This is a genomic window from Erwinia sp. JUb26, assembly GCF_003751505.1.
Classification (GTDB): domain Bacteria; phylum Pseudomonadota; class Gammaproteobacteria; order Enterobacterales; family Enterobacteriaceae; genus Erwinia.
Genome location: NZ_RJVB01000003.1, coordinates 245,685 through 258,179 on the forward strand (window position 1 = coordinate 245,685; position 12,495 = coordinate 258,179).

Genomic DNA, 12,495 nt, shown 5'->3' on the forward strand with positions numbered 1-12,495 from the left:
GATCAGGGCTGTACTGCACCAGCAGAAAACAGAAACGGCTCAAATATGAATAGATGCGGGTAACGGGTTTACACGGCAGCAGCCAGTGGCTGATGGCGTCGCGCCAGCGCATGCCAGAAGGTATCCACCGATTCTTCCAGGCGCGCAGCCAGTCCAGGGGATAATTCCGGCTGACGATCGTAGTGAGCGATCTGGCTGTCATCGGCAAACACACCGTGCAGAACCTCCTGCGCTTTCAGCGCGTTCAGCACCGGCTTCAAGGCGTAATCAACCGCCAGCAGGTGGGCAACGGTGCCGCCGGTGGCCAGCGGCAGAACCACTTTGTGTTCCAGCGCGCGTTCCGGCAGCAGATCGAGCAGCGTTTTCAGCGCACCGGCAAAAGACGCTTTATATACCGGCGTGGAAACGATCAGTCCGTCGGCTTTTTCCAGGTCTTCCTTAAAGGCCAGCAGCGCCGGAGAGTCGAAACGTGCGTACAGCAGATCTTCAGGATGGAAGTTATGCAGATTCCACGGAGTTACCTCAACGCCGCGCTGTTCAAGGGCATGCTGGCAAACCGTCAACAGTGCGGTGGAGCGAGAAGGAAAGCGGGGGCTTCCCGCCAGAGTAATAACGCGCATAACCACTCCTTATAGCTAAAAGTTATTAATTAAACACATTCAAGAACTGATTGGCTTATCCTGACAGAGCGGGCAGAGGGGCTTAAATGATTTATCCGGCATTTTTTTGCCGTTTTTCTCATATAGCGATGGGCGGCGACGGTGAGGCTGTCAGCCGGGCGCACTTTTTTTCAGCTTTTACGCCGCGGCGTTTCCCTTTATTGCCTGAATACCGGATAATACGACCCCGATTTTCTATCGGGACCTCAGGAGTGACCATGTACTATCCCCTCGTTCGTAAGGCGCTGTTCCAGCTCGATCCTGAGCGCGCGCATGAACTGACTTTGCAGCAGCTGACGCGCCTTTCCGGCACCCCCTTCACCGCCCTCATCCGCCAGTCTTTACCGTTTAAGCCGGTTAACTGCATGGGACTGACGTTTAAAAATCCGCTGGGCCTGGCTGCCGGTTTGGATAAAAACGGTGAATGCATTGATGCCTTTGGCGCAATGGGATTTGGTTTTATTGAAATAGGTACGGTCACCCCACGTCCGCAGCCGGGTAACGATAAGCCGCGCATGTTCCGCGTTGTGGAAGCGCAGGGCATCATTAATCGCATGGGGTTTAATAATCTTGGCGTCGATCATCTGGTCGAGAACGTTAAGAAAGCCCACTACGATGGCATTCTCGGCATTAATATCGGTAAGAATAAAGACACGCCGGTTGAGCAGGGCAAAGAAGATTATTTAACCTGCATGGATAAAATCTATCCGTATGCGGGCTATATCGCCATCAACATCTCTTCACCTAACACGCCGGGATTACGCAGTCTGCAATACGGCGAAGCGCTGGATGATTTGCTGCAGGCGATTAAAACCCGACAGGGTGAACTGCAACAGCGCCATCATAAATATGTTCCTGTCGCCGTGAAGATCGCGCCCGATCTTTCTGAAGAAGAATTGATCCAGGTGGCCGACAGTTTACAGCGCCACAATATTGACGGCGTGATTGCCACCAATACCACCCTCGACCGTTCATTAATTAAAGGGCTAAAACACTGTGATGAAGCCGGTGGGTTGAGCGGCCGTCCGGTGCAGCTGCGCAGTACGGAAATTATCCGCCGACTGTCCGCTGAACTGAAAGGAAGCATGCCAATTATTGGCGTAGGCGGTATTGATTCCCTGGTTTCAGCGCGGGAAAAAATGGAGGCGGGTGCCTCGCTGGTGCAAATATATTCCGGGTTTATTTACAAAGGTCCGCCATTAATAAAAGAAATTGTGACCCATATTTGAGTAAAAAATGCCAGGGGCTTTATTTTCGCCTCTGGCTCGTTTATATTTTGTTCTGTTAGATCGCTATTAAGCCATTTTGGCGTGTTGCTGTGAGTTTAAGAAACAGCCGCTTTTTTCCCGGACCATGAATATTTTTCCGGACATCGGTAACCCATTATTACTACAGGACTCATCATGAGGATTAAACCGGACGATAACTGGCGTTGGTTTTTCGACGCAGAACAAGACCGTATGATGCTGGACCTGGCTCGTGAACAGCCGTTTCGTTCACGTTTTCCCCGTAAGATGCTTACGCCGGATGCCTTTGATGTTTCAGGCTTTTGTGTTGATGATGCCGCGTTGTTTTTCACGTTTGCCGAGCGCTGCCGTCAGGCCGAACTCGATTCAGATCAGCATGCTGAACTGGTGCTGAACGTGCTGGTGGCGACGCGCTTCCTCAAGCCGCTGATGCCCAAGAGCTGGCATTTCGATACCCAGGCGCACGGTGGCTTCCGCCCTGAAGAAGGCGATTTGGTTTGCGTAACCGTGAGTGACAGCGGTGAGCAGGCGACAATGATCGTCGTTGAATCTGGTGATAAAGCGGCACTTTGCCTGCTGGCTCAGCCGGAGCTGAACCTGGCCGGACGCAGTATGATGCTGGGTGATGCCATAAAGATTATGCACGATCGCTTTACGCCTCAGGCAAAACCTGACGCGCTGCGGTTCGCTCGCGCGGTGTAGCCCACCGCGCAGATCCTCTTAACGTAGTACCAGATCCCCCGACGGGATGCAGCTGCAGCTCAGTATGGTTCCGTCCTTTCGTATTGCTCCTTTTTTCAACGCGCTGACTTCGCCGCTGACCAGGGTGACTTTGCAGCTGCCGCAGATCCCCGCACGGCAGGAGTAGGGAATGCGGATCCCCTGCATTTCCAGCTGCTCCAGCAGCACCTGCTGATTATTGCCGCTGAACGCCTGGCCGTTCCAACTGAGGGTCACTTCACCGGGCGGTTGTGCATCGATGGTCAGCGTTTCCGTGACTTCTCCACTGCCGTAGGCGCGGGCGGGCTGGCGTTGAATCACCTCAAGCCGGTCACCGGTGCGGATGACGCCGCTGCTGCGGGCGACCAGATTCATTCCGAAGTCGATATCGCCGCTGCCGTCCTGCGCGCTGCGAAAACGCTGAAGCGTTGACAGCGGTTCACCGTTGGGGTGTTTACGACCGCGCTGAGGGCTGATAGTGGTGAACACGCAGCGGCTGCAGGGTTTGGGCAGGTCGAAAAGCACATCGCCGATCTTTACGGTTGACCAGCCATCTTCGGCCCAGGGCTCAGCCCCGGTAATCACCAGGTTTGGGCGAAACTGCTCCATCCTGACGCCCGCCGGGCAGCGCTGTTGTAAATCAAACAGTGAGGCTTCGTTCACCAGCAGATAGGGGAAGCCATCGGCGAATCCCAGGGGAACCTGCTCGAAGTGTTTTACCCGGCGGGTCATCTGCGGGCCAACCCAGCGCAGCTGCAGCGGTCGGGGGAAAAAACCGCTCAGCCACTGGTTGATACTGTCCGGGGCAATCAGGGCGCTGAAGTGGCTTCCCCAGACCTCGGTAGGCGCATCGTCGGGAAGAAAATCGTCAAACAGCACCGTTGCGCTGCTGCCGTCCGGTGCACTGAGCTGTAAACCACCCATAATTAACGCCGGAGTGAACAACACCATTTCGGGATACTGACGCGCGGTAATAAAGGTGCCATCGGGTTCGGTCAGCATAAAGATGCGATCGAAGGCCAGGCCGCTCTCCAGGGCCTGCGCATGCGAAACCTGCATGCCACGCATGGATTTTACCGGGTGAATAAATAACCGTGACAGTGTGATCATGGTGCTGACTCCTTGTGCAGTCGGTATATGCCCCCTGTTAATTCAGGGTTTCTGCAGCAAAAGAAGCTAACTTTATGACATGACGCCATGATTAGCTATAATGCGCAGCAATTTTCTGATGACGATAAGTGACACTATGAATTCTCTGTTTGCCAGTACGGCGCGTGGGCTCGAAGAGCTGTTAAAAAGTGAACTGGAAGCCCTCGGCGCGCAAAGCTGCCAGGTCGTCCAGGGCGGCGTACATTATCAGGGTGACGATCGTCTGATGTACCAGAGTCTGATGTGGAGCCGTCTGGCGTCGCGTATCCTGCTGCCGCTGACCGAATGCGGCGTGTACAGCGATCTGGACCTCTACCTCGGCGTGCAGGCTATTGACTGGCCGGCGATGTTCGGCAGCGATAAAACCTTCGCCGTGCACTTCAGCGGCCTGAACGAGGTGATCCGCAACAGCCAGTACGGTGCGCTGAAGGTAAAAGACGCCATCGTTGACAGCTTCACCCGTAAAGGGCTGGCCCGTCCCGATGTCGATCGCGAACTGCCGGATATTCGCGTTAACGTCTGGCTGAATAAAGATACCGCCAGCATCGCGCTGGATCTGAGCGGCGAAGGCCTGCACATGCGCGGCTATCGCCAGCAGACCGGCCAGGCTCCGCTGAAAGAGACGCTGGCTTCCGCTATTGTGCTGCGCTCGGGCTGGCAGTCGGGTACGCCGCTGGTCGATCCGATGTGTGGTTCCGGTACGCTGCTGCTGGAAGCGGCGATGATCGCCTGCGATCGCGCGCCGGGTCTGCATCGTAACCATTGGGGCTTTACCGGCTGGAGCAAGTTTGATGCGGCGCTGTGGAGTGACGTGAAGCAGGAAGCACAGGCGCGGGCGAAGAAAGGCCTGCAGGACAACACCTCACGCTTCTTCGGTTATGACAATGATCCTCGAGTGATTGAAAGCGCGCGCGCCAACGCGCGTCGTGCCGGGCTGGCTGAGCGTATCAGCTTCACCCTGCAGGATGTGCTGAAGCTGCAAAACCCGCTGCCGGAAGGCCCTGCGGGGACCGTACTGAGTAACCCACCTTACGGTGAGCGTCTGGAAAGCGAGCCCGCGCTGATCGCGCTGCACAGCCAGCTGGGTCGCCTGATGAAATCGCAGTTTGGCGGCTGGAACCTGTCGCTGTTCAGCGCCTCGCCGGAGCTGCTGAGCTGCCTGCAGCTGCGTGCCGGTCGCCAGTTTAAGGCGAAAAACGGCCCGCTGGACTGCGTGCAGAAAAACTATCAGCTGGCGGCGAATCCGGAAGGCGGCGCCGTGGCGCAGCTGGCGGATGATTATGCTAACCGCCTGCGTAAGAACCTGAAGAAGCTGGATAAATGGGCGCATCAGGAAGGCATTGAGTGCTATCGCGTCTATGATGCCGACCTGCCGGATTATAATGTCGCCGTCGACCGCTACGCTGACTGGGTGGTGGTGCAGGAATATGCGCCACCGAAAACCATTGAGCCTGCCAAAGCGCGCCAGCGTCTGTTTGATGTGATTGCTGCGACCCTTAGCGTCATGGAGCTGCCGACCAACAGGCTGGTGCTGAAAACCCGTGAAAAACAGAAAGGCAAAAGTCAGTATCAGAAGCTGGGTGAGAAGGGGGATTTCTTCCAGGTCAGCGAATTTAATGCCAAACTGTGGGTCAATCTGACTGACTATCTCGACACTGGTTTGTTCCTTGACCACCGCATCGCCCGTAAAATGCTGGGTCAGATGAGCAAAGGAAAAGACTTCCTTAACCTATTTGCCTACACCGGCAGCGCCAGCGTTCATGCCGGTCTTGGCGGTGCGCGCAGCACCACCACGGTCGATATGTCGCGCACCTATCTGGAGTGGGCGGAACGCAACCTGCGGCTTAACGGCTTAACCGGCCGCCAGCACCGTTTGATGCAGGCAGACTGCCTGAACTGGATGCGTGAAGCCGATGAACAGTTCGATCTGATCTTTATCGATCCGCCAACGTTCTCTAACTCCAAGCGTATGGAGGAGAGTTTCGATGTGCAGCGCGATCATCTGGATCTGATGAAGGATCTTAAACGTCTGCTGCGCGCGGGCGGTACCATTATGTTCTCTAACAATAAACGCGGCTTTAAGATGGACTTCGCCGGGCTGGAAGCGTTGGGCCTTGAGGCCCGCGAAATTACCGCCAAAACGCAGTCTCAGGATTTTGCCCGTAACCGTCAAATTCACAACTGCTGGCTGCTGACGCACGCCGGTAAGGAATAAGTTTTTATGTCACTAATCAGTATTCATGGCGCTTACCTTTCATTCAGCGACGCGCCGTTGTTGGATAGCACTGAACTGCACATCGAAGAAAATGAGCGCGTTTGTCTGGTCGGGCGTAACGGAGCGGGTAAATCCACGCTGATGAAAATCATCAACCGTGAGCAGCCGCTGGATGACGGTCGCATCATTTATGAGCAGGACCTGATCGTCGCGCGCCTGCAGCAGGATCCGCCGCGTAACGTGGCCGGTTCGGTTTATGACTTTGTGGCCGAAGGGGTGGAGGAGCAGGCGGAACACCTGAAGGCCTACCACGCAATTTCCCATAAGGTAATGGAAGATCCGAGCGACAAAAATTTGAACGAGATGGCGCGCCTGCAGTCCATCCTTGACCACCAGAATCTGTGGCAGCTGGAAAGCCGTATCCATGACGTGCTGGAGAAAATTGGCCTTGATGGCGATGCCGATCTGTCTTCTCTGTCTGGCGGCTGGCTGCGTAAAGCGGCGCTGGGCCGCGCGCTGGTCAGCAACCCAAAAGTACTGATGCTCGACGAGCCAACCAACCACCTGGATATTGAAACGATCGACTGGCTGGAAACGTTCCTGAAAACGTTCCAGGGCAGCATTATCTTTATCTCTCACGACCGTTCATTTATCCGCAATATGGCGACGCGGATTGTCGACCTGGACCGCGGTAAGCTGGTGTCCTGGCCGGGAGATTACGATCAGTATCTGCTGAGTAAAGAAGAAGCGCTGCGCGTTGAAGAGATGCAAAATGCAGAATTTGATCGCAAGCTTGCGCAGGAAGAAGTGTGGATCCGCCAGGGCATCAAGGCGCGCCGTACGCGTAACGAAGGCCGTGTTCGTGCCCTGAAAGCGTTGCGTCGCGAGCGTTCCGAACGTCGCGAAGTCATGGGTAAAGCCAACATGCAGGTGGAAGAGGCGTCGCGCTCCGGCAAGATCGTCTTTGAAATGGAAAACGTTAAGTACGGCATCGCGGGCAAGCAGCTGGTCAACGACTTCTCCCGTCAGGTTCAGCGCGGCGACAAAATTGCCCTGATTGGTCCGAACGGCTGCGGTAAAACCACGCTGCTGAAGCTGATGCTGGATCAGCTCAAGCCGGATAGTGGCCGGGTGCATATCGGCACCAAACTGGAAGTGGCCTACTTTGACCAGCACCGTGCCGAGCTGGATCCTGACCGTACGGTGATGGATAACCTGGCCGAAGGTAAGCAGGAAGTGATGGTTAACGGCAAGCCGCGCCACGTGCTGGGCTATCTGCAGGAGTTCCTGTTCCATCCAAAACGTGCGATGACCCCGGTACGGGCGCTTTCCGGTGGAGAGCGTAACCGACTGCTGCTGGCGCGCCTGTTCCTGAAGCCCAGCAACCTGCTGATCCTCGATGAACCAACCAACGACCTCGATGTGGAAACGCTTGAGCTGCTGGAAGAGCTGATCGATGGCTATCAGGGTACCGTACTGCTTGTCAGCCACGATCGTCAGTTCGTTGATAACACCGTGACCGAATGCTGGATCTTCGATGGCAACGGTGAGATTGGCGCGTTTGTCGGCGGTTATCATGATGCCCAGCTGCAGCGTACCGCCTGGAAACAGAACCGTGCGGCGGCGAAAAATACGGCGTCTCAACCTCGCCAGGAAAGCGTTAAAAGCGAAGCAGTGAAAAAACCGGCTGCTAAGCTGAGCTACAATTTACAGCGCGAACTGGAACAGCTTCCGAAAAAAATGGAAGAGCTGGAAGCTCAGCTTGCTGCTTATCAGGCTCAGGTGGCTGATGTAAACTTCTTCAACCAGCCGCATGATGCGACTCAGCCGGTGCTGGACGCGCTGGCAAACGCTGAGCAGGAACTGGAAACGGCGTTTGAACGTTGGGAATACCTTGAGTCGTTAAGCAACGGCGCGTAATTTTACTGAGGAAAAGGTATGTGTTCGTCGCACCACGCACATCAATGGATTTTATGTCCGCAGTGTGACCTGATGACACAGTTGCCCGTGCTACTGCCGGGCAGCAAAGCAAGCTGCCCGCGTTGTCATACTACACTCCATTCCAGCTGGGTTGAGCCGCTCAGGCGGCCGGCCGGCTATGCGCTGGCGGCGCTGTTTATGCTGCTGCTGGCCAACCTCTTCCCCTTCGTTAATATGCGGGTTGCGGGTTTAAGCAGCGAAATTTCCCTGATGCAAATCCCTCAGGTCATGGTTTCTGAGGACTACAGCAGCCTGGCCACGCTGTTTATGCTGTTTGTTCAGGGCGTGCCCGCGTTCTGCATGGTGGCGATACTGCTGCTGGTCAGCCCGTTGAAACTGCCGCTGCCGTTGAAACGCTATATGACCCGTATCCTGATGCAGCTACGCAGCTGGGGGATGGCGGAAATTTTCCTCGCCGGTGTTCTGGTGAGTTTCGTCAAGCTGATGGCCTACGGCGATATCGGTATCGGCAGCAGCTTTATTCCGTGGTGCCTGTTCTGCGTGCTGCAGCTGCGGGCATTTCAGTGTATTGAGCGCCGCGTGCTGTGGCAGCGTGTGGCACCGCTGCCGCCCCTTCCTGCGCCGCCGGTGGCCGGGATCAGCGGTCTGCGCCAGGGGATGCGCTCCTGCGCCTGTTGTACCGCCGTACTGGCGAGTGACCAGCGGGTCTGCCCGCGCTGCGGCAGCCACGGACATGCCCGGCGTAAGCACAGCCTTCAGTGGACGCTGGCGTTGTTACTGACTTCTATAATGCTCTATATCCCCGCCAACCTGATGCCGATCATGATTACCGAAGCGCTGGGTAACAAGATGGGCTCGACGATTATGGCCGGGGTTATCCTGCTATGGAGCGATGGTTCCTATCCGGTGGCGTTAGTGATATTCATTGCCAGTATCATGGTACCGTCGCTGAAGATGCTGGCCATTGCCTGGCTGTGCTGGGATGCCCGGGGGAACGGTCGTCATCACCGCGACAGTGAACGGATGCACAAAATTTATGAAATGGTTGAGTTTGTTGGACGCTGGTCAATGATTGACGTATTTGTTATTGCCGTCTTGTCGGCACTGGTGCGAATGGGGCGGTTGATGAGCATTTATCCCGCTACGGGCGCGCTGTTATTCGCGATGGTGGTGATCCTGACGATGTTTGCCGCCATAACGTTTGATCCCCGACTGACCTGGGATCGGGTGAAAGATAAGAGTACTGAGGAGTCGTTGAGTGACGGAAAATAATCACAGCACCGCCAGGGTAGAATCCATTAAGCGCTGGTCTCCGGTGTGGATCGTTCCGATTGTGACCGTGCTGATCGGCGCATGGATCCTGTTTTACCACTTCAGCCACCAGGGACCCGAAATCACGCTGATCACCACCAATGCGGAAGGCATCGAAGGTGGCAAAACCACCATTAAAAGCCGCAGCGTGGATGTCGGTATTGTTGAAAGCGCGGTGTTAACCGACGATCTGCACCACGTTGAAATTAAAGCGCGGCTCAATTCGGGCATGGAGAAACTGCTGCGGGAAGACAGCGCGTTCTGGGTGGTGAAACCGACCATTGGTCGCGGCGGCGTCAGCGGTCTGGGAACGCTGCTGTCCGGTGCCTATATTGAACTGCAGCCTGGCGCGAAGGGCGAAAAGGCCAAAGAGTATCAATTGCTGGACGCGCCGCCGCTGGCGCCGCCGGATGCCAAAGGGATCCGCATCACGCTGGATAGCCGTAAAGCCGGTCAGCTCAATGCCGGGGATCCGGTGCTGTTCCGTGGTTATCGGGTTGGCTCGGTGGAAACCAGTACATTCGATACCGACAAGCGCATGATTGGATATCAGCTGTTTATTGCCGCGCCTTACGATCGCCTGATCACCACCAACGTTCGCTTCTGGAAAGACAGCGGGATTGCGGTGGATATGTCCGCGTCGGGCATGCGGGTTGAGATGGGATCGCTGGCGACGCTGCTGAGCGGCGGGGTGAGTTTTGACGTGCCGGAAGGCTGGGAATTGGGCAAGCCCGCCGAGAATAAAGCGGAGTATCGTCTGTTTGACGATCAGCGCAGTATTCAGGACTCCCTGTACAGCGAGCACAGGGACTTCCTGATGTTCTTCAGCGACTCGGTTCGCGGACTGAACGCCGGTGCACCGGTTGAGTTCCGCGGTATTCGCCTGGGCACGGTGGCGGAAGTACCGTTTACGGCTCCGGGCATCGCACAGCGTCTGAATAATGATTACCGCATTCCGGTATTGATCCGCATCGAGCCCGATCGCTTCCGTCAGCAGCTTGGCGAAGGATTTAACTTCGAGCAGCATCTGAAAAACGGCATCGGTGAGGGATTACGTGCGTCGCTCAAATCTGCCAACCTGTTGACCGGTTCTCTCTACGTCGATCTCGACTTCTATAAAAATGCCAAGCCGGTTACCGGGCCATCGAAATTTGGTGATTACGAGCTGATTCCAACGGTTAGCGGTGGACTTGCGCAGATCCAGGAAAAGCTGGTGGAGTCGCTGGATAAAATTAATAACCTGCCGCTGAATCCGATGCTGAACGAGGCAACAGGCACGTTGAAAGAGAGCCAGCGCACGCTGCGTGAACTGCAGAAAACGCTGGATAATCTGAATCAGATCACCTCCAGCCAGGCGATGCAGGAACTGCCAGCGGATATGCAGACGACGCTGCGTGAACTGAACCGCAGCATGAAGGGCTTCCAGCCCGGATCGCCGGCCTATAACAAGCTGGTTGCGGATATGCAGCGACTGGATCAGGTGATGCGTGAACTGCAGCCGGTGCTGAAAACGCTCAACAACAAAAGTAATGCGCTGGTGTTTGAAGCTAAACCCGGTCAGGACCCACAGCCGAAGAGGGCGAAATGATGATGAAATGGATCCCCTTAGCGTTGATCCTTGCGGTAACGGCCTGCAGCAGCACGCCCGAAACCCGTTACTATCAGCTGCCTGCTGCAGGCAGTAATACGGTGGTGAGCAGCCAGACATTCTCCCGCCCGATCTGGGTGGAATCGGTCTCCATACCTGATTATCTGGCAGGTAACGGCGTAGTTTATCAAAGCAATGACGTGCAGTATGTGATTGCGGCCAACAATCGCTGGGCCAGCCCGCTTGACCAGCAGCTGCAGCAAACGCTGGTCAGCAACCTGAGTAGCGAACTACCCGGGGCTATGGTCTCTTCTTCGCCACTTGGCCAGCAGCACGATACGCTTAACGTTACGGTAACTGGATTCCATGGCCGCTACGATGGTAAAGCGGTGGTCAGCGGCGTGTGGGTTTGGCAGCACGAAGGTCGTCTGGAGAAGCGGGCCTTTAGCCTGGCTCTGCCGCAAAGTGAAGACGGTTATGATTCTCTGGTCAGAACGCTGTCCCAGGGCTGGCAACAGACTTCGACTCAGATCGCAAATGCGATAAATCAGCAACGTTAGTTATTATTTTTACAAATGCCCTAAGCCTTTGATTATCGCAAAATGAGACTTTTGCATAATCAGAGGCTTTTTTATTGCGAATCATCTACCTGTGGCCATCCAGGCTCAATAAAAAATGCAAAATTATGAAAATGCCAGGTCATAAATATGACATTGGCGTGAAATTTGCGCATTGATCTTTTATTACCGCAGAGGTAGAACTGGATTGTGGCTGCACGGGTTGTAGCCACTGTTTTCTTTCCACCAGATTCCACCAGACAAAATGAGGGAAACGCGGCATGAAGAGACAGAAACGAGATCGCCTGGATCGGGCACATTCACGAGGTTATCAAGCGGGCATTACCGGACGCTCAAAAGAGATGTGTCCTTACCAATTGCTAGATGCTCGATCTCACTGGTTGGGAGGTTGGCGACAAGCCATGGAGGACAGGACGGTTACCGCGTAACGCCTGTTCAACGTAAAGGAAAAAACCTCCGCTGCTGCGGAGGTTTTCGGTTCTTAGGGTCATCATTTCAAAGCGATAACCAGAACGCTTAGAACGCCGTGGTATCTTTGAACAGACCTACTTTCAGGTCAGTTGCGGTATAAATCACATTACCGTCAACCAGCACTTCACCATCAGCAACGCCCATCACCAGTTTACGGTTGATTACACGTTTGAAATGAATACGGTACGAAACCTTTTTCGCCGTCGGCAGAACCTGGCCAGTGAATTTCACCTCGCCCACGCCCAGCGCACGACCTTTACCTTCTGCACCTAACCAGCCGAGGTAGAAACCAACCAGCTGCCACATTGCGTCCAGTCCCAGGCAGCCCGGCATTACCGGATCGCCAATAAAATGACAGCCGAAGAACCACAGGTCCGGATTGATATCCAGCTCGGCCTCAACGAAGCCTTTACCGTAGTTACCGCCATCTTCGGTCATCTTGATCACGCGGTCCATCATCAACATATTGCCGGATGGCAATGGCGGGCCTTCTGCACCGAAAAGTTCACCGCGACCAGAAGCAATCAGGTCTTCTTTTGTATAGGATTCGCGTTTATCTACCATATTCTCAATAAGCCTTATTTTAGTGAATCACGAATTTTAGCTAACACGTGTA

Annotated in this window: 11 protein-coding genes; 8 read left to right on the forward strand and 3 right to left on the reverse strand. The window is 55.1% G+C overall.

All coding sequences use genetic code 11. The annotated features are described in order from the left end of the window. Positions 1-68: 68 nt before the first annotated feature. Entirely contained in the window at positions 69-620 is a 552-nt protein-coding gene (gene ssuE, locus EC836_RS09780; RefSeq protein WP_123332529.1) for an NADPH-dependent FMN reductase, read from the reverse strand. Between the two features lie 257 nt (positions 621-877). On the opposite strand from ssuE, the gene pyrD reads away from it, so the two are divergent. Both pyrD and EC836_RS09790 read left to right on the forward strand, forming a co-directional pair. Then, complete coding sequence (gene pyrD / locus EC836_RS09785; RefSeq protein ID WP_123332531.1) at positions 878-1,888, forward strand: quinone-dependent dihydroorotate dehydrogenase; 1,011 nt, start codon at positions 878-880, stop codon at positions 1,886-1,888. Between the two features lie 174 nt (positions 1,889-2,062). Then, the gene (locus EC836_RS09790) at positions 2,063-2,608 is read left to right on the forward strand and encodes a cell division protein ZapC (RefSeq protein WP_123332533.1); all 546 of its coding nucleotides are present in this window, start codon (positions 2,063-2,065) and stop codon (positions 2,606-2,608) included. An 18-nt stretch (positions 2,609-2,626) separates the two neighbouring features. Here EC836_RS09790 and EC836_RS09795 read toward each other — a convergent pair whose 3' ends face one another. After that, entirely contained in the window at positions 2,627-3,736 is a 1,110-nt protein-coding gene (locus EC836_RS09795) for a YcbX family protein (RefSeq protein WP_123332535.1), read from the reverse strand. A gap of 136 nt (positions 3,737-3,872) precedes the next feature. Between EC836_RS09795 and rlmKL the strand changes: the two genes are divergently transcribed. The 6 genes from rlmKL (at position 3,873) to rmf (ending at position 11,836) form a co-directional block, all read left to right on the forward strand. Next, positions 3,873-5,990 (forward strand): bifunctional 23S rRNA (guanine(2069)-N(7))-methyltransferase RlmK/23S rRNA (guanine(2445)-N(2))-methyltransferase RlmL, encoded by a 2,118-nt coding sequence (gene rlmKL / locus EC836_RS09800; protein ID WP_123333156.1) that lies wholly within the window; start codon positions 3,873-3,875, stop codon positions 5,988-5,990. A 6-nt stretch (positions 5,991-5,996) separates the two neighbouring features. Further along, positions 5,997-7,910, forward strand: coding sequence for an ABC transporter ATP-binding protein (locus tag EC836_RS09805; RefSeq protein WP_123332537.1), 1,914 nt, complete (start codon positions 5,997-5,999; stop codon positions 7,908-7,910). Between the two features lie 18 nt (positions 7,911-7,928). Further along, positions 7,929-9,203 carry a membrane integrity-associated transporter subunit PqiA gene (pqiA, locus tag EC836_RS09810; RefSeq protein ID WP_123332539.1) on the forward strand — a complete coding sequence of 425 codons (1,275 nt, stop codon included), beginning with the start codon at positions 7,929-7,931 and terminating at the stop codon, positions 9,201-9,203. Continuing rightward, positions 9,190-10,830: an intermembrane transport protein PqiB gene (pqiB, locus tag EC836_RS09815; protein ID WP_123332541.1), complete on the forward strand. Its 1,641-nt coding sequence runs from the start codon at positions 9,190-9,192 to the stop codon at positions 10,828-10,830. Before pqiA ends, pqiB begins: the two co-directional genes overlap by 14 nt. Beyond that, complete coding sequence (gene pqiC / locus EC836_RS09820) at positions 10,830-11,390, forward strand: membrane integrity-associated transporter subunit PqiC (RefSeq protein WP_123333158.1); 561 nt, start codon at positions 10,830-10,832, stop codon at positions 11,388-11,390. The genes pqiB and pqiC overlap by 1 nt, the downstream gene beginning before the upstream one ends. A gap of 278 nt (positions 11,391-11,668) precedes the next feature. Then, positions 11,669-11,836, forward strand: coding sequence for a ribosome modulation factor (gene rmf, locus EC836_RS09825; RefSeq protein ID WP_123332543.1), 168 nt, complete (start codon positions 11,669-11,671; stop codon positions 11,834-11,836). 88 nt (positions 11,837-11,924) lie between these two features. On the opposite strand, the gene fabA is transcribed toward rmf, so the two are convergent. After that, positions 11,925-12,443, reverse strand: a complete 519-nt coding sequence (fabA, locus tag EC836_RS09830) for a bifunctional 3-hydroxydecanoyl-ACP dehydratase/trans-2-decenoyl-ACP isomerase (protein WP_123332545.1) — start codon at positions 12,441-12,443, stop codon at positions 11,925-11,927. Positions 12,444-12,495 lie beyond the last annotated feature (52 nt).